Annotated in this window: 17 protein-coding genes; 15 read left to right on the forward strand and 2 right to left on the reverse strand. The window is 53.7% G+C overall.

Annotated elements, in window-relative coordinates:
* Positions 1-109 precede the first annotated feature (109 nt).
* From BSR28_RS02735 to BSR28_RS02755, 5 genes are all read left to right on the forward strand, one after another.
* The gene (locus BSR28_RS02735) at positions 110-2,317 is read left to right on the forward strand and encodes an MMPL family transporter (protein ID WP_073713293.1); all 2,208 of its coding nucleotides are present in this window, start codon (positions 110-112) and stop codon (positions 2,315-2,317) included.
* Between the two features lie 79 nt (positions 2,318-2,396).
* Positions 2,397-3,638, forward strand: coding sequence for a MalY/PatB family protein (locus BSR28_RS02740; protein ID WP_083562967.1), 1,242 nt, complete (start codon positions 2,397-2,399; stop codon positions 3,636-3,638).
* Positions 3,639-4,055: 417 nt separating this feature from the next.
* Positions 4,056-5,633, forward strand: a complete 1,578-nt coding sequence (locus tag BSR28_RS02745) for a sodium-dependent transporter (RefSeq protein WP_083562969.1) — start codon at positions 4,056-4,058, stop codon at positions 5,631-5,633.
* A complete protein-coding gene (locus BSR28_RS02750) occupies positions 5,633-5,806 on the forward strand; it encodes a methionine/alanine import family NSS transporter small subunit (RefSeq protein ID WP_073713294.1) in 174 nt (57 codons plus the stop codon). The genes BSR28_RS02745 and BSR28_RS02750 overlap by 1 nt, the downstream gene beginning before the upstream one ends.
* 233 nt (positions 5,807-6,039) lie before the next feature.
* Positions 6,040-7,716 (forward strand): MFS transporter, encoded by a 1,677-nt coding sequence (locus BSR28_RS02755; protein ID WP_073713295.1) that lies wholly within the window; start codon positions 6,040-6,042, stop codon positions 7,714-7,716.
* A 66-nt stretch (positions 7,717-7,782) separates the two neighbouring features.
* Here the strand turns inward: BSR28_RS02755 and BSR28_RS02760 are convergent, their stop codons facing one another.
* Entirely contained in the window at positions 7,783-8,091 is a 309-nt protein-coding gene (locus tag BSR28_RS02760; RefSeq protein ID WP_073713296.1) for a hypothetical protein, read from the reverse strand.
* A 196-nt stretch (positions 8,092-8,287) separates the two neighbouring features.
* Here BSR28_RS02760 and tig point away from each other — a divergent pair, with 196 nt between their 5' ends.
* The 3 genes from tig (at position 8,288) to BSR28_RS02775 (ending at position 11,351) form a co-directional block, all read left to right on the forward strand.
* Complete coding sequence (gene tig, locus BSR28_RS02765; RefSeq protein ID WP_073713297.1) at positions 8,288-9,847, forward strand: trigger factor; 1,560 nt, start codon at positions 8,288-8,290, stop codon at positions 9,845-9,847.
* Positions 9,848-10,058: 211 nt separating this feature from the next.
* Positions 10,059-10,664 (forward strand): ATP-dependent Clp protease proteolytic subunit, encoded by a 606-nt coding sequence (locus BSR28_RS02770; protein WP_089024671.1) that lies wholly within the window; start codon positions 10,059-10,061, stop codon positions 10,662-10,664.
* Between the two features lie 42 nt (positions 10,665-10,706).
* Positions 10,707-11,351, forward strand: a complete 645-nt coding sequence (locus tag BSR28_RS02775) for an ATP-dependent Clp protease proteolytic subunit (RefSeq protein WP_073708860.1) — start codon at positions 10,707-10,709, stop codon at positions 11,349-11,351.
* A 116-nt stretch (positions 11,352-11,467) separates the two neighbouring features.
* Here BSR28_RS02775 and BSR28_RS02780 read toward each other — a convergent pair whose 3' ends face one another.
* A complete protein-coding gene (locus BSR28_RS02780) occupies positions 11,468-12,721 on the reverse strand; it encodes an ROK family transcriptional regulator (RefSeq protein WP_083562971.1) in 1,254 nt (417 codons plus the stop codon).
* Positions 12,722-12,793: 72 nt separating this feature from the next.
* Between BSR28_RS02780 and xylA the strand changes: the two genes are divergently transcribed.
* From xylA to BSR28_RS02815, 7 genes are all read left to right on the forward strand, one after another.
* The gene (gene xylA / locus BSR28_RS02785) at positions 12,794-13,963 is read left to right on the forward strand and encodes a xylose isomerase (protein ID WP_073708861.1); all 1,170 of its coding nucleotides are present in this window, start codon (positions 12,794-12,796) and stop codon (positions 13,961-13,963) included.
* A gap of 130 nt (positions 13,964-14,093) precedes the next feature.
* On the forward strand, positions 14,094-15,527 hold the full coding sequence (xylB, locus tag BSR28_RS02790; protein ID WP_073713298.1) for a xylulokinase: 1,434 nt from the start codon (positions 14,094-14,096) through the stop codon (positions 15,525-15,527).
* Between the two features lie 22 nt (positions 15,528-15,549).
* Positions 15,550-16,680: a multiple monosaccharide ABC transporter substrate-binding protein gene (gene chvE, locus BSR28_RS02795; protein ID WP_073708863.1), complete on the forward strand. Its 1,131-nt coding sequence runs from the start codon at positions 15,550-15,552 to the stop codon at positions 16,678-16,680.
* Between the two features lie 58 nt (positions 16,681-16,738).
* Positions 16,739-18,283: a multiple monosaccharide ABC transporter ATP-binding protein gene (gene mmsA / locus BSR28_RS02800; protein WP_073708864.1), complete on the forward strand. Its 1,545-nt coding sequence runs from the start codon at positions 16,739-16,741 to the stop codon at positions 18,281-18,283.
* Between the two features lie 2 nt (positions 18,284-18,285).
* Positions 18,286-19,452, forward strand: a complete 1,167-nt coding sequence (gene mmsB, locus BSR28_RS02805; RefSeq protein WP_073708865.1) for a multiple monosaccharide ABC transporter permease — start codon at positions 18,286-18,288, stop codon at positions 19,450-19,452.
* A 158-nt stretch (positions 19,453-19,610) separates the two neighbouring features.
* Positions 19,611-20,873, forward strand: a complete 1,263-nt coding sequence (gene clpX / locus BSR28_RS02810) for an ATP-dependent Clp protease ATP-binding subunit ClpX (RefSeq protein WP_073708866.1) — start codon at positions 19,611-19,613, stop codon at positions 20,871-20,873.
* A 1-nt stretch (position 20,874) separates the two neighbouring features.
* A complete protein-coding gene (locus tag BSR28_RS02815; protein WP_073708867.1) occupies positions 20,875-21,192 on the forward strand; it encodes a chorismate mutase in 318 nt (105 codons plus the stop codon).
* Positions 21,193-21,273: the final 81 nt, after the last annotated feature.

The raw sequence follows: 21,273 nt of genomic DNA on the forward strand, positions 1-21,273 counted from the left end.
TTGCTGCCCCTCGCCTAAGTGCCAACCCTCGCCAGTTTCATTGCCTGTCAAAAAACGGTATATTTGAACTAAGCAGGGGTTGAGTCTCTCCTTCTAAAGGAGGTGGCAAATGTTCCATTATTTGAGTACTCGAGTGATAAGACACCCCATGCGCTTCCTTGCGGCTTGGATCGTCCTCTTAGCAGCCAGTCTATTTGCGATTTTCGGGGGCTACGGAACCGACGGGCTCTTCGATCGCCTAACCAGCAAAATCACGCCCACCCAAGGTACCCAATCGGCAAAGTTCGTAGAACTGATCAATGAAGACTCAGAAAATGAACAGCTAATCTTGCTCTTTAGCGGAATCGCAATTCCACAAGACCTGCCCCAAATTCAGCCAAAGGTTACCCAAGCTGCTGAAGAAATCCAAAAAATTCCCGGCGTAAAACAGATAACTAACCCCCTAGAAAATCTCCAAGACCCACGGAACCAGGCATTGCTGGCAAAGAACCAGGAGGGATTCGCCCTCTTAGTAGTGGTTTCTGGAGCCACCGGAAACGAAACTCTAGCCAGCCTTCATAAGGTAGAAGACTATGCCCAACAGTGGGTAAAAGACCAAAAACTTCCCAATCTAAAAGTTAATAGTCTTTCTGAAAAACTAATCGGTGAAGAAATCAACGACCTGAGCCGCGAAGATCTAGCAAAAGGTGAGTTAATCTCCCTGCCAGTCGCGCTACTACTGCTAGTCGTAATCTTCGGCGGGGTCATAGCTGCGGGACTCCCGCTGGCGGGTGCAGTTGCCGCAATCGTGGTCAGCCTGGCAGGCGTCTGGACCATCACCTTCCTGATGGACGTAAATAGCTTCGTCATAAACATCATCACCATCATTGGTTTGGCCCTCTCAATCGATTACGGTCTGCTAATTGTGAGCCGTTTTAGAGAAGAAATCCTCCGTCAAACCCAGCCACTGGACGAAAAACGGTTCCCCCGGCGCCCTCGTCAACCAAATGTCGCAAAAGCCGTCCAAGTGACAATCCAAACCGCCGGGCGCACCGTTTTCTACTCCGCGGTCACAATCGCGGCAGCCATTAGTGGACTCTTCGTCTTCCCCAACGCCGTATTCAAAATGATCGGCTACGGAGGCGTCCTAGCCACCCTAATTGCCGTGGCTGCCGCACTCACCCTAGTACCAGCCCTAATCCTACTAAGCGCTCGCTACCTAATCCGCCCCGGAATCCTAAGCCGAATCCCCGGGCTCAGGAAACTCTCTCAAGGGGTCGGGGACCAAAGCGATGACCACGGGATCTTTTCCAAACTTGCCAAGGACATCCAGAAGCGCCCCATCATCACCACCTTGATAATTACCGGGATTCTGATTGTCATGAGTGTGCCCGTAGGGCAGCTAAAAGTGCGCACGGATATGCACGATTACCTACCGCAAGAATCACAGCAAAAGGTTGCCTATGAGCAGGTCCAAACCCAGTATCCAGCCCTTGCGACCGCCCAGATCCAAGCGCTCTATCCGGCGAAATCTGGAAATGTAGAAGCCCTAAAAGAAAAACTGGAAAGCTATCCCGGGGTGACCCTAGTAACCGCGCAGCCGGTAAGTGAAAACCCTGACTATCTGAAACTGGATATTCACATGGGAGAGCAAGATCCGCTCAGTGATCAGGTGCTAAGCGATGTCCGGCAGATTCGTACCGAGTACCCAGAAATGGTCGTAGGTGGTCCAGCTGCAGTCCAAGAAGACCTAAACCAGAGTCTAAAAGACCACGCCCTAGCGGCTTCCGGGATCGTGATCGGGGCGGTGTTTATCCTGCTCTTCGCCATGACCGGATCCCTGATAGTGCCGCTAAAGGCATTAATTCTAAACTGCTTCTCGCTGGTTGCCTCCCTAGGCGCAACCACGTGGCTATTCCAAGGCGGGCACCTTGGGCTGCCGCAGGTAGTGGGGCTAGAGACCTTCATCGTGGCCTGCGTGCTAGCCTTCGGCTTTGGCCTGTCAATGGACTACGAGGTTTTCTTGGTGGCGCGCATCAAAGAATACTGGGATCAGACCGAAGATAATGACCGTGCGGTCCAGATTGGTTTGCAGCGCTCAGGGCGAATCGTGACCTCGGCAGCGGTGATCATCGTAGCGGTATTCTTCGGTTTTGTTGCTGGCGAGCTAGTACCGATCAAAGAAATCGGCATTGCGCTTGCTTTGACCGTCATTACCGATGCGACCTTGGTGCGGATGCTGCTAGTACCCGCCACCATGACGATTATGGGACGTTGGAACTGGTGGGCTCCAAAGCCGCTACGGAAACTGCACGAAAAAATCGAGATTAAGCATTAGGGCTCAAAATCTGATTACTGAATCGCATTTTTTCTGTTAATTTGTAGCCAGTAAAAGCACGTCGTTGTGAGGAGTTCCCATGTCCGCCCTAAAGACCCCAAAGCCCAGTGAGCACACGCCCTCGGGAACGGAAATAGCGGACGCCCCCGTATACGATACGGCCTTCCATGATCCCTATGGGCGCTGGTCGGCAAAGTGGGATCTGGCGCGCGCTAACGGGGAGCCGGACGCCCTCGCGCTAAATATTGCTGACCTCGAATTTTCCACCCCCGAGGTCGTAAAAGCAGCTCTGCGTAAGGCAGTCGAGGACGGTCGCTACAGTTATACCGAGCTCTTCCCAGATTTTTACGAGGCTGCGCGCAACTGGCAGCAGCAACACCACGACTGGACTCCAGAGGCTGACCTAGCGGTCTTCTTCCCGCGCATCATCCTAGCCGTCGCGGCCCTAGCTAAATACGAGCTAGGGGAGGGCGCCAAGGTGGTCACCTATACGCCCGCCTACGAACCCATCGTTGAAGTCCTGGAAGCTAATGGCTGTGAGATGGAGTATCTGCCCTTAGAACCGGGGGAGGGGGATGTTTACCCGCTGGACTTTGAGGCGCTGGAGGCGGCTCTTCGGGACGCGGACGCGTTCTTGCTTACGAACCCACATAATCCCACCGGAAAGGTTTTTAATCAGGCAGAACTGGAAGGGATCGCCAGGGTAGTTGCTAACTGCCCGCAGGTCTTGGTGCTGTGCGACGATATTCATGCCGACTTTGTTTGGGATCAAAACCGCTACCAGCCTTTGGCGAAGGTAGCGCCCGAATTGTTTGTCGCAGGACGAATTATTCAGTTCCAATCTCCCGGTAAGACCTTCTCATTAGCGGGGGCGGAAGCGGCTGTCGCCTTTACCGGGAATGCGCAGCTAAAAGCGCGGCTGGAACAGATCAAGCGTGCCAGTGGCATCCATAATCCGAACTACTTCGCCATTCCCGCCGCAATTGCAGCTTGGACTCAGGGAAGTCCGTGGCTGGCCCACATTAAGGCTCTGATTAGAAATAATCTAGAACAGGGCGCCGAGATATTGAATGCAGTCCCGGGAGTCCATACCTACGTGCCGCAAGGGACCTTCCTGCAGTGGGTGCATGTGCCCGGCTATGAGACCGAGGCGGATTTCCAAAAGTTGGCTCGCGCAGCGGGGATCAGATTTAGTAACGGTTTAGGTTTTGGGGATCATCCTGGCTATCTGCGTCTGAATGCGGCGATTAGCCCTGAGGTCTATCTGCCGGCCATTGAGCGACTAGCAGAGGTTTTGAAAGACCAAGGACAGAGAAAATAGTTAACAGTTGAAATGTCCGGTGGAATCGGTATGGCGATTCTGGGCGACGTATCTGTGGCCTACTAGTTGAAGGGGGGATGCGATAGCGCATCCTCCTTTTGCTATGTTTGACCAGAGGACAGTGTTCGTCTGCTTGTCCAAATTGTGCACTTAGATGACTTAAGGCCCAAAAATTGCATATCTTTTTAATGCATAAATGAGAAAACCCGGAACGAAACGCGATATAGTACACAAAATGCCTATTTCAAGAAGACAAATTGCAAGAATTGGATATTATTTCTGCCATGAGTAACGCAAACCTGATTATTAGCGGGCACGCAAGGATTTCCTAGCGACCCGTTCTCCTTGCGTGCTATCCCGAGACTAAATGGTCCGGGATTTTTTTATATTCCAAAACAAATAGTTAGAGGTAAAACTATGGAAAACAAACCTAGAGAAACCTGGTCCTCCAGGCCAATGTTCTTAGCCGCCGCCATCGGCTCTGCAATTGGTCTGGGAAACATTTGGCGTTTTCCATACATTGCTTACGAGAACGGTGGCGGATCCTTCCTGATCCCTTACGTCATCGCTCTGGTCACCGGCGGTGTAGCCATGCTGTTTTTCGACTACGCGATCGGGCACCGCTTCCGCGCCGCCCCGCCGCTAGCCTTCCGTCGCATTGCCCGCTGGGCAGAACCGCTAGGTTGGGTACAGACCCTAATTACCTTCTTCATCGCGGTCTACTACATGGCCATCTTGGCTTGGGCGGCCTTCTACACCTACTACTCATTCACTCTGGCATGGGGCGACAAGCCCAATGACTTCTTCTTCAAAGACTTCCTCCAGATGGATGGCTCTTCCACCTACAGTGGCAAGTATCTGGGCGTACTGACAGTTGTACTAATCGTCATCTGGTTGGCGCTATTGCTAGTTATGTCCTTCGGTGTGGAACGTGGTGTTGGCCAGGTCTCCAAGTTCGCGGTTCCGACGCTGATCGTGCTATTCATCGCGATCACCGCCCGTGCGCTCACCCTAGAAGGCGCATCTGCCGGCCTAAACGCACTCTTCACCCCGAACTGGGAAGCCCTTACCAAGCCTGGTGTTTGGATGGCTGGCTACGGTCAGATCTTCTACTCCTTGGCTGTTGGCTTCGGCATCATGCTGACCCAGGCCTCCTACCTCAAGCGTCGCACTGACGTCACCACCACCGCTTGGACCGTTGCTTTCGCAAACTCATCCTTCGAAGTTCTAGCTGGCATCGGCGTCTTCTCGGCCCTAGGATTCATGGCCACCCAGTCCGGTCAGGAAATCGGTGACGTAGTGACCAATGGTATCGGTCTAGCCTTCATCGCCTTCCCGCAGATCATCTCCACTATGCCCGGTGGTCCCATCTTCGGCGTTCTGTTCTTTGGCTCCCTACTGCTGGCTGGCTTTACTTCAATGTTCTCGATCATCGAGGTACCGATCAGTGCCTGCATGGACAAGTTCAACCTCTCCCGCCGTCCGGCAGTAATCCTAGTTGGTGGCCTAGCTGCAGTTATCTCCGTCGTACTACTACCGACCACCTCTGGTCTACCGGCTCTAGACATCATGGATGCCTTCATCAACGTAATGGGCATCGTGCTAATCGCTGCGGTTACCTTGGTAGCCGTCGGTTGGGGAGCAGGTATGTTCCCGGTCCTACGCGATCACCTAGATGCGGTCTCAACCCTACCTACCAAGGTCTGGTGGATTGCTTGCGTTGGCGTTCTAACCCCCGTGGTTCTAACCGTTACCTTCGTCGGTAACTTCTGGGATCTAGTTCAGAGCCCCTATGGTGGCTACACCGGCACGCAGCTATTGGTATACGGCTGGTTGTTGTCCCTAGTGATCTACCTAGGCTCCATTTTGCTCAGTGCGGTGGCCTGGCCTAAGGGGACCAGCTTTGACGTACCGAAAGAATTCCAGCTTTCTGCTAAAGCAGCCCTACGTGAACAGGCAGCTAGCAAGCCGATGACTCAAGAAGGAGAAAAGTGATGACCGGACAAGCAATCGCAATGATGGTGGTCTATCTGCTAATCGTTTGGGGCGGCCTGCTCTTTGGTGTAGTGCTGATGGCAACCCACAGTGATGAAACCAGTGGTGTGCTTGGTCGCACCGAAGAAGGGGATGCTGTCGAACTGTCTGAGACAGTTGAAGAGCGTCACTAAATGCTGAGTGTCAGGTTTATTTGGGTTCTTATGGATTCTTAAACCTGGTGCAGCATCTGCGGTGAGGGAGTGAGCTTTAGGGCTTGCTCCCTCACCGTTTTTTAATTTGGAAAGCGTGAGGGGTCCTTAGCGGCTTTGTGACATTGTGTCATAAAGTGGTGAAATAGACAGCGGGGGTAGTTGTTTGTTCTGACAGTGTGTCATAAACTTGGTTTATCGTATTGGAGGAATAAATGGAAACTAAAACTAAACCCACAAACGTGGTAGATAAGTCGCAAGACCCAAATCGTTTTAAGTCGCTAGGCGTTCTAGCGCTAGCTGTCTCACTAATCGTCATCGATGGCACGATCGTGAATGTCGCTCTGCCGACTATGATTGCCGACCTGCCGCTCACCTTTACTGAAGCGCAGTGGGTTACAACGGTCTACAACCTAATCTTTGCCGCCTTACTGATTACAACCGGCCGCCTAGGGGATACCTATGGTCGCCGCAATATGCTCTACATTGGCATTACTCTTTTCGCGTTAGGATCTGTCGCTGCCGGCTTAGCGGGTGGCGCGGACTCGCTCATTGCGGCACGATTCTTGCAGGGAATCGGTGGTGCCTTTGTCTTACCTGCCACGCTCTCAACCGTTAACGCCACTTTCCGAGGACGTGAACGAGCCATGGCCTTCGGGATCTGGGGTGCCACGATCTCTGGTGCGGCAGCGTTAGGTCCACTATTGGGCGGATGGCTCACCGGTAGTTTCTCATGGCGCTGGATTTTCGGGATCAACATCCCGTTAGCCGCCCTAATCGCCCTAGGCGCCTTCCTCTGGGTGCCGCAAACCAAGGAAATAGATGAGCTAAACGAAGCAGAATTGGCAAACTACCAAAAGCTCAGCTTTGCCAACTTTGACTACCTAGGATTTATTTTCTCTGGCATTGGCATGGGAGCCACCGTCTTTGGACTGGTTGAAGGTCGTTCACTGGGCTGGTGGTCTGCCAAGGCAGGTACTTGGGCGGAAGGCTGGAGCATCTCTCCGGCGGCACTAGGGCTAATTATTGGGGTAATCTCTTTGATCGCCTTCGTAAACCTAGAAGCACAGCGCGTCGCCCATGGACGTAACGTTCTGCTAGATGTAACTCTCTTTAAACTAACGACTTTTACCTGGGGCAATATTGCCGCCATGGTCGTGGCCATGGGCGAGTTCGGTTTGCTGTTCGTACTTCCGCTCTACCTGCAAAATGTCCTAGGGCTAACCCCGATTCGGGCTGGTTGGGTGCTGGCTGTGATGGCCATCGGAGCCTTCATTTCCGGCGGCTTAGCAGGCCCTCTGGCACGTAAAATTACAGCGGCAAAAACGGCCATGCTAGGTCTAGTTCTGGAAGCCATTGGAATTGCCCTAGTGGCAGTCATAATCACCCCTGAAACTGCGACCTGGCTGATCGATCTGCCGCTGGTTATCTACGGTGCGGGCCTAGGACTCGCTTCGGCCCAGCTAACCTCAACCATCCTAGTGGATGTGCCGGCTGCCAAATCCGGTCAAGGTTCCGCAACTCAGTCTACGGTTCGTCAGCTGGGATCGGCTTTAGGCGTTGCGGTAATCGCCACCATCATGGCCAGCTCCGTGGGGGCTCACGCAGAAGGTGCCCTCAGCGAAGTTACCAACCTACCCCCGCAAGCTAAGACGATGATGGAAAAGAGCCTCGCACCCTCGGCCGGGTCAATCCTGATGTCCCTGCGTGAAGGTAACGGTCGCGCCGCGCAACTAGACCCCCAAACCCGTGAACTAGTCACCCAAAAGCTATCGGAAGCTTTCGTGAGTGGCTCTACCGTTCCCCTGTGGGTTGGTGCCGGCTTTATGCTGCTTGGTGTCGGAGCGACCTCGCAACTGGTACGCGCTAACCGGAAGCGAACAGAAAAATAATCGGTGAAAGAAGAATGCGCCACTCCTGAAAACAGGGGAGGCGCATTCTTAATATTTATGATCTGGTTAGGAAAGATCCTTAAAAGCTTTATAGCCGAGCTCTCTATCGATCTCGTTCCGGCGACGCTCAAGAGTTCGCCAAGCAGAAATCGCAAAGGCGATGGTGGCGGCAAAACCAACAACCAGCAGCACATTAGCCACGTGATAGGCACGAACCGAAAGATAATAACTAGAGGTGGGATCGCCAATCGCCGCAAAAATATACCACTGAGCCAGGATGCAAACGATCGCTAAAACCATAAAAAACCACCCGGGCTTGGTTAAGTCTTTATACCAAGGGCGTTGGAAACGGGGATTGATCGGTTTACGATTCAAGAAAGCAGCCTCCTAGAATGCGGATTTTTCAGCTAGATTAAAGAATACCCTACCTTCTACGGAACCTGCGCTTGCGCTGTGTGAGAACCCATAATCCCATTACCGCTCACAGTTTGTCGGAAGATAGTAGGATTGATGGGTATGACTGGGCGCCAAATGCGCCGTAACTACTAGCTATTAATATTGGAGCATTCGCGTGAAGAGCACCGTCAAGAACCTCGAACCGACTAAGGTTAAGCTCACGGTTGAGGTCCCCGCTGAAGAACTAGACCAGCCCATGAAGGCTGCCTACAAGGAAATCTCAGAGCAGGTCAGCATTCCTGGCTTCCGTAAGGGCAAGGTTCCTGCTCGTATCATCGACCAGCGGATTGGCCGTTCCTACGTCATCCAGACCGCTATTGACAAGTCCCTAGGCGGCTTCTACCGTGACGCCCTAGTTGAAAACAACATCCAGCCGCTAGCCCAGCCGGAAGTTACCATCGAAGAGATCCCCGCTGAAAGCGGCGCCTTCGAAGGCAAACTAGTCTTCACCGCCGAGGTAGAGCGCGTTCCCGAATTCGACCTACCCGAACTAGGCGACATTGAAATCACCGTTGATCAGGTCAAGGTCGAAAAGGCTGACGTTGACGCTGAACTAGAAAACCTACGTAAGCGCTTCGGCACCCTAAAGGCTGCCGACCGCCCCGTCAAGGACGGCGATTTCGTCTCCATCGACCTAACCGCCACCATCGATGACGAAGAAATCGACTCCATGGCCGGTGTCTCCTACGAGGTTGGCTCCCACACCATGATCGACGGACTAGACGAATCCCTAATCGGCCTAGACGTTGACGAAGACGCCACCTTCGAATCCACCCTAGCCGGCGGCGAGCACGCTGGTGAAAAGGCCGTCATCAAGGCCGTCGTTCGCTCCGTCAAGGTCCGCGAACTACCCGAGGTAGATGAAGACTTCGTCCAGCTAGCCTCCGAATTCGACACCGTCGAAGAACTAACCGAAGACCTAGAAAAGCAGATCGGTGACCAGAAGCGCGCTGAACAGGCCGTTGAAGCTCGTGACCGCCTAGTTGAGGTCCTAGTCGAAAAGGTAGAACTACCGCTACCCGCCGGTGTCATCAACGAAGCCATCGAAGGCCGCGAAGGTGACGAAAAGGAACTTCGCGCCCAGGCCGAAGAATCCCTCCGCAAGGAAATCCTACTTGACCGCCTAGTCGAAGAAACTGGCGCTCAGGTAGACCAGCAGGACCTACTACAGTTCGTCTTCCAGGCCTCCCAGACCTACGGCATCGAACCGCAGCAGCTCCTCTCTGACCAGCAGCAGATGGCCGCCGTCTACGCCGAACTAGCCCGCACCAAGGCTGTGGCCCTCTCCCTAGCTAAGGTTACCGTCAAGGACTCCGATGGCAACGCTGTCGACATGAGCGAATTCACCAAGGACGCCCTAGGCGAAGAAGCAGCTGAAGAAGAAAAGCCCGCTGCTAAGAAGACCGCTGCTAAGAAGCCTGCCGCTAAGAAGGCTCCGGCCAAGAAGACCGCCGCCAAGAAGGAAGCTGAAGGCGAAGAAAAGCCGGCCGCTAAGAAGACCGCTGCTAAGAAGCCTGCCGCTAAGAAGGCTCCGGCCAAGAAGACCGCCGCCAAGAAGGAAGCTGAAGGCGAAGAAAAGCCGGCCGCTAAGAAGACCGCTGCTAAGAAGCCTGCCGCTAAGAAGGCTCCGGCCAAGAAGACCGCCGCCAAGAAGGAAACCGAAGGCGATAAGTGAGTCTAAACCCTGAGGGCTAACCTCAAGGAAAAACTTAAAGTCTCCCCGAAGTTCAGTTATGAACTTCGGGGAGACTTTTCTCTACCTGCGCTGAAAGTGAAAGGAGCGCCCTCGGGAAAGCAAAAAGTGCGTCCACGCGTTAGTTTAATAATCTACGGCCATAAAACCTTGCGCCAGAAAACAGAAATAAGGAGAGTCTGTGAACTACCCGATGACCATGAATGATGCCAACAGCGTGGCTGCCCAGGGCATCAGCCAGCATGTGTACTCCCGACTGATGAAAGAACGTATCATCTGGCTAGGTGAAGAAGTTCGTGACGACAATGCGAACCTCATTTGCGCCCAGATGATGCTGCTAGCTGCGGAAGATCCCGACCGCGACATCTACCTCTACATCAACAGCCCCGGCGGTTCTGTTACCGCCGGTATGGCAATCTACGACACCATGCAGTTCATCAAGCCTGACGTCGCCACTGTGGCCATGGGTATGGCAGCCTCTATGGGGCAGCATCTACTAACTTCCGGAGCTCCAGGTAAGCGCTACGCTACCCCCAATACTCGCATTCTGATGCACCAGCCTTCTGGTGGTGCTGGTGGTACTGCTGCAGATATTCGCATTAATGCCGATCTCATTATTCAGATGAAGCGAACCCTGGCCCAAATCACCGCGGATCGTACCGGCAAGTCTCTAGAGCAGATCCTGGCAGATTCTGATCGCGACCGCTGGTTCACTGCTGAAGAAGCCCTAGAATACGGCTTCATCGATCACGTGGTCTCAGGTTCAGACGCCGTTTCTGGCGGCGGGGGAGTGAGCTAAGCTCACCCAGCAGATAGCTTTTATTACGATTAAAGGAAAAAGATGACTATTTACACCCCGCAGGGACTAGTGAAACCAGATATGCAAGCCCGCTACGTTCTACCTCAATTCGAGGAGCGTACCGCCTACGGCATTAAGCGCCAAGATCCCTACGCCAAACTCTTCGAAGACCGAATCGTCTTCCTAGGCGTACAGGTAGACGACGCTTCTGCGGATGATGTGATGGCGCAGCTGCTGGTGCTCGAATCTCAGGATCCCGACGCCATGATCACCATGTACATTAACAGCCCCGGTGGTTCCTTTACTGCTTTGACTGCTATTTACGACACCATGATGTACATTCGCCCAGAGATTCAGACTGTCTGCTTGGGGCAGGCAGCCTCTGCGGCCGCTGTGCTGCTGGCTGCTGGTTCTCCTGGAAAGCGTCTGGCACTACCCAACGCTCGCGTCTTGATTCACCAGCCGGCTATGGAAGGCATGCGCGGCCAGGCCTCGGACATTGAGATCATGGCTGACGAAATGGACCGTATGCGTGCGTGGCTAGAAAATACCCTAGCTGAACACTCCGGGCGTAGCGCCGAGCAGGTCTCCCGCGATATTGATCGTGACAAGATCCTGACCGCTCAGCAGGCCCTCGAATACGGCCTGATCGACCAGGTACTAGAGTCGCGGAAAGCCCCGCGCTGAGTAGGGTTCATCTAAATAACTCAAAGTTTTGGGGTGGGTTTAGGAAGTTTTAAAACTTCCTAAACCCACCCCAAAACAATTCCAGAAACCAAATAGTTTATGGGATAAACAATTATTTAGAGCCAGCGTTCAGGTTCAGTTAAGAAGTGGTCAAAAACTTGGAATGCCGCACCTAGAGAAGGTAAATCGACATCGGAAGAACCCGCCAGTACTTGGTTGGGTGCATAGTTACTGGAAAGTACTCTTTGATTGAGCTCTTGCTGGATTGTAGGTCGCAAGGCTTCCGTTAATTCTGCTAGGTGACCGCCCAGCACGATGGTGTGGATATCTAGAACATTTACTACGCCTGCTAGGGCTTGGCCTAAGGCTCGCCCAGCTCTAGCTACCGCCTTCTGGGCTAGATGATCACCGTCGGCAATCGCCTTCAACAGGTCTGCACCGGGGGTGGTAACTGGACGACCGGCATTATTCATTAGGGCGCGCCTACCGGTGACCGTTTCCAAACAACCACGGGCGCCACAAGTACACAGAGCCCCGTTAGGATCAATGCAAACGTGGCCGATTTCGCCGGCCCAGCCATTAGCGCCATTAAGGATTTGGCCGTCCAAAACCGCGGTCATACCAATGCCAATCTCACCCGAGATAAAGATGAATGAATCATGCTTGACGACGCCGCCGGGGCGCTTGGCCCTAACCACCTGGGAGGTGACGTTAGATTCGTTGGCTACCTGCAGGTAGGTCTGGCCTGTTACAAAACCTTGTAAGTACTCCGTAAAATCTCGGTCATTCCAGCCGAGGTTAGGGGCGCGCAAAAGGTAGCGGGCGTCCTCGTCCACTAGGCCGGGGAGGGAAAGGCAAGCGCCCAATAGGCGTCCCTGAGGATACTTTTTAAGGGCCTGTAGGCAGTTAAGGGCTAAGCCGCGTAATCTTTCTAGGACTTCTTCTGGATCTCTGTACCTTAGGTCCTGGTCGACGCTTTCGAGGGCGACTGTGGCACCACTTAAAGAGACTAATCGGGCCGAAAGTCCTGAAACGTTAACAGCTAATCCTAGCGCGAAAAGTGCTTCCGGATTGATTTCCATGGGGATGCCGGGGCGTCCGGGTCCCTTATCGAGTTCTTGGTCTAAATCCTTGGCAGGGCGCAGAAAACCAGCATTTAGAAACTCTTCGGTCAATTTGGAGACCGTCGCTCGAGTAATGCCCGCTCTTTGGGCAATTTGGGCGCGAGAAACGGGTCCGTCGGCCTCGAGGAAGATTTTTAAAACGGTTTGTAGGTTTAGTTCTCTGAGGTTTCCGGGGATAAAACCACGTTTTTTGTCGGATTTCGTCTTTGGAATTTGATCCGTACCACTATTTTTCGTGCTTTCCATAGTTTGACTATACCGCAAAAAAGGATTAGTTTAGTTTCTATCCAAATAAAAACTCAAAGATGAGGAGCAGAAATGCGCAAACCACAACCTTCGGATAAATTCTCTTTCGGCCTCTGGACTGTGGGCTGGACTGCTGGTGACCCCTTCGGTGAACCGACCCGTCCCGCACTTGATCCCTGGGCCTACGCCGAAAAGCTCGCTGAACTAGGCGCTTGGGGCTTTACCTTCCACGATAACGACGTCTGGGCCTTCGACGCCTCTGACGCCGAACGTGCCGCCCGCGTCGAAAAGCTAGCCGAAGCTGCTAAGGCACACGACCTAACCATCGAAATGGTTACCACCAACACCTTCAGCCACCCGATCTTCAAGGATGGCGGTCTCACCAACAACGATCGCAACATCCGCCGCTTCGGCCTCAAGAAGATCCTGCGCAACGTTGACCTAGCCGCTGAACTAGGCGCCACCACCTTCGTCATGTGGGGCGGCCGTGAAGGCTCTGAATACGATTCCTCCAAGGATCTAAACGCAGCTTTCGATCGTTACAAGGAAGGCCTAGACACCGTCGCTGGCTACATCAAGGAAAAGGGCTACAACCTACGCATCGGCCTAGAACCCAAGCCGAACGAACCCCGTGGCGATATCTTCCTACCCACCGTTGGTCACGCCCTAGCCTTAATCGCTGAACTAGAAAACGGCGACGTTGTGGGTCTAAACCCCGAAACTGGTCACGAGCAGATGGCAGGCCTAAACTACACCCACGCTCTAGCTCAGGGTCTAAACGCCGGCAAGCTATTCCACATCGACCTAAACGGCCAGTCCGGCATCAAGTACGACCAGGACAAGGTCTTCGGCCACGGCGACCTAATCTCCGCCTTCTTCACCGTCGACCTACTAGTCAACGGCTTCCCCAACGGTGGCCCCAAGTACGAAGGCCCCATCCACTTCGACTACAAGCCGGCTCGTACCGATGGCATGGACAGCGTCTGGGAAACCGCCGCTGCCAACATGGAAATGTACCTAATGCTGGCTGAAAAGGCTAAGGCCTTCCGTGAGGATCCTCGTACCCAGGAACTCATGCGTCAGTCCGGTGTCTTCGAACTAGCTGAACCGACCCTAGCCGCCGGCGAAAGCTACGACGATTTCATGAATGCCAACGAAGATGTAGACGTTGATGCCCTAGCCGCACGCGACTACCACTTCGTAGAGCTACACCAGCAGGCAATGCGTCACCTAATCGGCTGACCCATTAACTAGCTACTAGGGCTTTTCGGGGCCCGCAATCACAGTGGGCCCCGAAAAGCCACCAATCGGTTCAACGACGAACCAGCCCCCTCGCATCACCAAAGACGGTAGATCAGCGTAAAGGACAAAAATGACAAAGTATGTAGCCGGAATCGACTCATCCACCCAATCTGTAAAAGTACTAGTCTGCGACCCCAACAGTGGCAAGATCGTACGTCAAGCTTCGGCCAAACACCCCGACGGAACAGAAGTTGATCCGCAAGCTTGGCTAGACGCCCTTGAACAGGCCCTCTCAGAGGTTGGCGGCCTCGATGACTGCCTAGCAGTCAGCGTCGCAGGCCAGCAACATGGCATGGTCCTGCTAGACGAAAAGGGTGAAGTAATCCGTCCCGCCCTCCTCTGGAACGATACTCGCTCCGCGAAGGCTGCAGAAGACCTCATTGAAGAACTCGGAAACGGTGACGTCGAAGCAGGTAAAGAAGCCTGGGCCAAAGCTACCGGTAGCGTCCCCGTTGCCTCCTTCACGGCCACTAAACTACGTTGGGTAGCCGACAATGAGCCGGAAAACGCCGCTCGTATCCGCGCGATCTGCCTCCCACACGACTGGTTGAGCTGGAAGCTATCCGGTTCAGAAGATCTGAACACGCTAACCACAGATCGTTCCGATGCCTCCGGTACCGCCTACTTTGACCTAAGTGGCGACCACTACCGTTATGACCTCCTGGCACTAGCCCTAAAGATCGACGAGGAAGCGGCAAAAGAAATCATCCTGCCGCGCGTCCTCGCCCCCTCAGAGAGCACCCAGACCGTTAGCGAAAAATACACCAAGTCCGAAGTTAAAATCGGCCCCGGCTGCGGTGACAATGCCGGCGCCGCCCTCGGCCTAGGCCTAGAACCCGGCGTCGCTTCCGTCTCTCTAGGCACTTCTGGTGTGGTCGCGGCAGTCTCTAGCCAGCCGGTCTCTGACCCCTCAGGGCTAGTCGCTGGTTTCCAAGATGCCACCGGCAACTGGTTACCTCTGGCCTGCACCCTTAACGCTTCTCGAATCGTTGACGTAGTCGCCCGCATGATGCAGGTGGACTACCGAACCTTCGATGAACTGGCCCTCAAAGCCGAACCGGGCGCCGGCGGTATTACTCTGACCCCGTACTTCGCGGGCGAGAGGACCCCGAACCTGCCAGAGGCCACTGCCAGCTTTACCGGTATGAACATGGAAAATACCACTCCTGAAAACCTAGCTCGAGCAACCTGCGAAGGCCTTTGCGCCCTCATGCGTTACGCCCTCGACGCCATGAACGAAGTGGGAGCCGGCATTGAACAGGCCGTACTAATCGGTGGGGGAGCAAAGTCCACCGCCGTTACCGAATTCATTAGTCCCATCCTGGGCGTTCCCGTAACCGCCCCGGAACCCGGCGAATACGTGGCTCTCGGTGCCGCACGCCAAGCAGCATGGGTAGCCCTTGGGGAACTACCTGAATGGACCACCGATGCTGCTGAACTGCCCCGCAAGGGCGACTACACCGAAACCCTAGAACGAGCCCGCAACCGTGCGCTCGACTACTAAAAGAATCAAAGGAGAACCCAAGATGGCTTCACTCAAGAAGATTAGCGCCGTCCTCGCCTGCGCCGCCCTAGCACTAGGCACCGCCGCCTGCTCGGATACCCGCAGCTCGGACAGCAAGTCCGGTAGCTCAGCTGAAAGCACCAACGCATCCGACCAGCTAGTCGGTATTTCCATGCCCACCAAGTCCCTAGAACGCTGGAACCGCGACGGTGCCCACCTGCAGGAACTACTGGATAAGCAGGGCTACAAGACCGACCTCCAGTACGCTGACAACAAGGTTGGCGACCAGATTTCCCAGATCGAAAACATGGTCAACAAGGGCGCCAAGATCCTAGTCGTAGCCTCCATTGATGGCTCCGCACTTGCTCCCACCCTCGATAAGGCTCACGCTAAGGGCGTCAAGGTCATCGCTTATGACCGCCTGATCCGTGATACCGAATCCGTTGACTTCTACGCCACCTTCGATAACTACAAGGTCGGCAAGATGCAGGGTGAATACCTAGTCAAGGCTCTAGGCCTAGACCAGGGTAAGACCGGCATTAACTTCGAACCCTTCGCCGGCTCTCCCGATGACAACAACGCTAGCTTCTTCTTCGCTGGCGCTTGGGACGTGCTAAACCCCTACGTTGAAAAGGGCGCCCTAGTGGTTCCTTCCGGCAAGGCTCCCAAGACCAATGATCAGTGGCAGTCCATCGGTATTAAGGAATGGTCGCTAAAGTCCGCACAGGACGAAATGCAGACCCGTCTAAACACCTTCTACAAGGATAAGAAGGTACAGGCTGTCCTATCTCCGAACGACTCTATCGCTCTAGGTATTACCCAGGCTCTAGTTGCCGCTGGCTACCAGGCTGGCCCCGAATACCCGCAGCTAACCGGTCAGGATGCTGACGAAGCAAACGTCAAGAACATCATTGCTGGTCTACAGTCGATGACCGTTTGGAAGGATACCCGTACCCTAGGTGAGGTTGTCGCCAAGATGGTTGACGAGGTCGCACAAGGTAAGGACGTCACCGTTAACGACAAGGAAACTTACGATAACGGCAAGAAGGTTGTTCCGGCTTACCTAATTGACCCGGTCACCATCACCAAGGAAAACATCAACGAAAAGCTCGTTGACTCCGGTTTCTACAGCAAGTCTGACCTAGGCCTCTGAGTCTAGAAAATAGAAACTAAACTAAGAAGACAGCGATAAGAAAGAAAAAGGGGGAAGAATGCTCACAGATGAAGTCATCTTGCAGATGAAGTCCATTACCAAGGCATTCGGTGGCATTAAAGCCCTCAGTGACGTAAACCTAACCGTAAAACGCGGTGAAGTACACGCCATCTGTGGGGAAAACGGTGCCGGTAAATCCACCCTCATGAACGTCCTGTCCGGGGTCTACCCGTACGGCAGCTATGAGGGAGACATTGAATACCTAGGTGAGGTTTGCAAGTTCAAGTCGGTGCGCGACTCTGAGAAAGTCGGGATCGCGATCATCCACCAGGAACTTGCCCTGAGCCCCTACCTCTCTGTCGCAGAAAACATCTTCTTAGGAAACGAAAACCGCAAAGGTTTCTTGATCGATTGGGACACCACCCGGGCCAACGCCCGCAAGCTACTAACCCGGGTGGGTCTCGACGTCAACGTTGATACCCCGGTCGGCGAACTCGGCGTCGGCAAACAGCAACTCATCGAAATCGCCAAGGCCCTATCTAAAGAAGTAAAGCTACTGATTCTAGATGAGCCCACCGCCGCTCTAAACGATGAGGACTCGGCACACTTGCTGGACCTGATGCGCTCACTGCGTGATGAGGGCGTCTCAATGATTATCATCAGTCACAAGCTGAATGAAATCGCAGCTATCGCTGATTCCACCACCATCATCCGTGATGGTCAAACCATCACCACTTTGGACATGCACTCTAAAGAAGGCGTGACCGAAGACCAGATTATTAAGCACATGGTGGGTCGTGATCTTTCAAACCGTTATCCCGAACACCAAGCCAGTGTAGGCAGTGACGTCTTCAAGATCGAAGACTGGACGGTTTCCCATCCGGAAGATCCTTCCCGCTTGGTACTTGATAAAGCCAACCTCGAAATCAAGGCTGGAGAAATCGTCGGGCTAGCAGGCCTAATGGGCGCTGGACGAACCGAGCTGGCAATGAGTATCTTCGGACGCAGCTATGGCAACTACCTAGGCGGTAAAGTTACCAAGAACGGCCAAGAACTAAATACCAAAACCGTGCGCCAGGCGATTGCTTCATCCCTAGCCTACGTGCCTGAAGACCGCAAGAGTCTAGGTCTTAACCTAATCGAATCGATTCGACGTAATACCACTGCGGCTGCTCTTGGAAAGACCTCCCATAATGGCGTAGTCAACCAGCACAATGAGCGAAAGATCGTCTCTGACTTTATTCGTGATCTGCGAATTAAAGTCTCTTCAATGGATAATGAAGTCTCTTCGCTCTCTGGTGGTAACCAGCAGAAGGTCGTACTTTCGAAGTGGATCTACACTGATCCGGAACTGCTGATTCTAGACGAACCTACCCGCGGTATTGACGTGGGCGCAAAGTTCGAAATCTACCAGATTATTGACCGCCTAGCCGATGACGGCAAAGCAGTCCTAATGATTTCTTCCGAACTACCGGAACTCCTAGGTGTATGCGATCGCATTTACACCATGGCATACGGCCGAATCACCGGCTGCCTAAATAAGGGCGATGCCACCCAAGAAAGCTTGATGCAACTTATGACCCTGGAAAAGGATGGAAAATAAACATGTCTAACCTAAGTAAAAAATTAGGGATTAACGTCCGGGAATACGGTATTCTGGGCGCCCTTGTTATCATCATTATTTTCTTCCAAGCGATTTCTAAGGGCAGTCTGCTAGACCCCAACAACGTGGCTTCACTTATTCAGCAGAACGCTTACGTGATGATCCTGGCCATTGGTATGACCATGGTGATTATCGCTCGACACATCGACCTATCCGTCGGCTCTACCGTAGGTCTAGTTGGTGGTATCGTCGCCTACACGATCAGTCAATGGGCACTATCTTGGCCGTTAGCGATCCTCCTCGGCCTAGTAGTCGGTGCAGTTATTGGAGCTTGGCAAGGCTTCTGGGTAGCCTACGTGGGAGTTCCCGCCTTCATCGTGACCCTAGGTGGCATGCTGATCTTCCGCGGCCTCACAATCCTTTTGGTAGCCCGCACTATTTCCAGCCTTCCCACTGGCTTCAATGCGATCGCCAATGGTTCAGTTCCGAACTGGCTAGGCTTTGCCGGCGACCTAGACGTCGTCACCCTGATCCTAGGTGCAGTTACCATCCTGGCCTTCGTCTACAGTTCCTTCCGCAGCCGCCAGAAGAAGGCTGCACACGCTGAAGAAACCATCTCCATGGGATTGTGGATCGGCCAGATCGTACTAGTATCACTAGGTATTGGTTACCTAACCTACCTGCTCGCCCTATCTGCCGGTGGTACCCCAATCGTGCTAGTCATCATCGGCGTGCTGGTCGTGCTCTACAGCCTCCTAATGGGACGCACGGTATTCGGCCGTCACATCTACGCCGTAGGTGGCAACCTAAAAGCCGCACAGCTAAGCGGTGTTAACACCAAACGCGTTGACTTCATGGTCTTCGTAAACATGGGCATCCTAGCAGCACTAGCCGGTGTCGTAACCACCGCCCGCTCCGGTGCCGCAGTTTCCAACGCCGGTAACATGTTCGAACTAGACGCCATCGCCGCCGCCTTCATTGGTGGTACCGCAGTCTCTGGCGGTAAGGGTAAGATCTCCGGCGCGATTATCGGTGCGCTAATCATGGGTGTGCTGAACATGGGCCTCTCCATCCTCAGCGTCGACCCGGCTTGGCAGCAGGTCATCAAGGGCCTAGTCGTCATCTTGGCAGTTGCCGTCGACATCGTCAGCAGCCGTCGCAACAACTGAGGCCAGTAAGTAGTAGAAACGCTACTTTACTCACAAAAACCTAAGATTTCGGCGAATGGGAGCTTCCCATTCGCCGAAATCTGTGTGTCCGCCAGAAAATCAGCGATAATAAACGTATTCTAGGAAGACCCTATACACGCCCAAACCTGGGAGGGCTAATGGCTCGCATTACTGACACGACGGAATTGCTCAAATGCTCTTTCTGCGGAAAGAGTCAAAAACAAGTCCGTAAACTCATCGGTGGACCCGGTGTGTACATCTGTAATGAATGTGTGGAACTCTGTAACGAAATCCTCGCCGAAGAAGCCTCCAATACGGCTGCTCCCATTACGCTACGCGAACTACCGAAACCCAAGGAAATCTTCGCTTTCCTCGAACGTTTCGTCATCGGCCAAGAACGCGCCAAGCGGGCCCTCTCCATTGCCGTCTACAACCACTACAAACGGGTTAATGCGGGCGCCCCGGAAGGCGCCGACAACTCCATGGGGATGACCAAATCAAATATCCTCATGCTAGGCCCCACCGGCGTTGGTAAAACCCACCTAGCCCGCTCCCTAGCTCAGCTACTTGAAGTTCCCTTCGTGATCGTGGACGCCACCGCTCTAACCGAAGCCGGCTACGTTGGTGAAGACGTAGAAAATATCCTACTCAAACTCATTCAAGCGGCTGACGGTGATGTTTCACGCGCAGAACGCGGCATTATCTACATTGATGAAATCGACAAGATCGCCCGCAAGGCCGAAAATGCCTCCATTACCCGAGACGTCTCTGGTGAAGGCGTACAGCAGGCCCTTCTAAAGATTATCGAAGGCACCAAAGCCTCCGTTCCGCCCAGCCCGGGACGTAAACACCCGCACCAAGAATTCATCGAGATCGATACTTCCTCGATTCTCTTCATTGCCGCGGGAGCCTTTGCTGGTGTCGACGACATCGTCAAGGCGCGCCTAGGTAAGCGTTCCACTGGTTTCGGCTCTGACCTTAAATCGAATGCTGAGCACGGTGACCTCTTCGCGCAGGTAACCACCGAAGATCTACACAAGTTCGGAATGATCCCTGAATTCATCGGTCGTCTACCCGTGGTGACCACCGTAAGTGAACTATCCGTAGCTGACCTAGCCAGGGTTCTAACTGAGCCCAAGAACGCCCTGGTCAAGCAATACCAGCACCTATTCGCCCTAGATAACGTGGAACTAGAGTTCACTCCCGAAGCCATTACCGCCATGGCCCAAATCGCCGCAGACCGGCAGACTGGTGCGCGCGCTCTCTCCTCGATTATTGAGAATGTCTTGGCTGAAACCATGTTCGAACTGCCCTCAGTTCCCGGCATCGCGAAGGTCACCATCACCGAAGAGGTCGTTACCGAAGGGGCCGACCCCGTGCTAACCACCATTGCTGATATGCCAAAGCGAAAGAGCGCCTAGTATGACCTCAAACCACGACGATCAGGAATACTATCTAGCCCAGCTAGAGCAAGAACGACACACCATCGACAACCTCGATGCTGTCCTAGTGCACACGCTGGCAGAACGATTCCGTTGCACCCAACGAGTTGGACGTCTAAAAGCTGAAGCAAAGCTGCCACCCGCAGACCCCCAGCGGGAAGCCCGTCAGGTCCAACGTCTGCGTGCTAAAGCAGAAGAGTCCGGGCTTGATCCCGAGTTCGCAGAAAAATTCCTTAACTTCATCATCAAAGAAGTCATTCATCACCACGAAGCGATTCGAAAAGAACAACAGAACTAAAACATTTCCCTCCCCAGCAAAGCTGAGGAGGGAAAATCAGTCTTAGGGCCTTACGGGTCAGAACCTAATAAGAGGGGAGAC

Source organism: Boudabousia liubingyangii (assembly GCF_001907245.1).
Taxonomy (GTDB): Bacteria; Actinomycetota; Actinomycetes; order Actinomycetales; family Actinomycetaceae; genus Boudabousia; species Boudabousia liubingyangii.